The sequence below is a fragment of the Cytobacillus sp. NCCP-133 genome (genome assembly GCF_026011715.1).
Lineage (GTDB): Bacteria > Bacillota > Bacilli > Bacillales > Cytobacillaceae > Cytobacillus.
Map to the genome: position 1 here is coordinate 1 of NZ_BRVM01000061.1, position 588 is coordinate 588.

The window sequence follows — 588 nt, forward strand, 5'->3', positions numbered from 1 at the left end:
CCTAAGGTGGGACAGATGATTGGGGTGAAGTCGTAACAAGGTAGCCGTATCGGAAGGTGCGGCTGGATCACCTCCTTTCTAAGGATATTATGAAAGGCGGAGGCGACTGTTCAGCTTCGAGAGACGTTGGAGAGCCGATCTTCAAACCCTGTTTTTGGGTTTGGAGGAGCGGATCGAAACGGCCGAGAAGTTAGGAGCCGAAGCTAGACATTACATGAAACGTGACGCTTTCTGTTTTTGTTTAGTTTTGAGGGAACTAATCTCTCAGAACTTTGTTCTTTGAAAACTAGATAATGATTATGAAGAAGCAATAACCGAGTAATCGCCATCTTAGTAATTCTCTTATTTTTTGTTTTAAAACGAAGTAAGAGTACAAACCATGAGGACGATGAGCGGCAAGGAGTTCAAGGAAGCGACCGAGTGAGCACCGGAGCGTACAATCGTACGTGAGGAGCGGAGCGAGAGAGCTGACGCAGAAATCCGCAGCCGATCAGCGGCCGAAGCAGGTTAAGTTAGAAAGGGCGCACGGTGAATGCCTTGGCACTAGGAGCCGATGAAGGACGGTACTAACACCGATATGCTTCGGGG

At 48.3% G+C, this 588-nt stretch carries 2 rRNA genes; both read left to right on the forward strand.

Annotated features, from left to right (window positions below):
- Window positions 1–78 (forward strand): 16S ribosomal RNA (locus NCCP133_RS21835); the annotation flags it as partial.
- A gap of 427 nt (window positions 79–505) precedes the next feature.
- Window positions 506–588, forward strand: a 23S ribosomal RNA gene (locus NCCP133_RS21840); the annotation flags it as partial.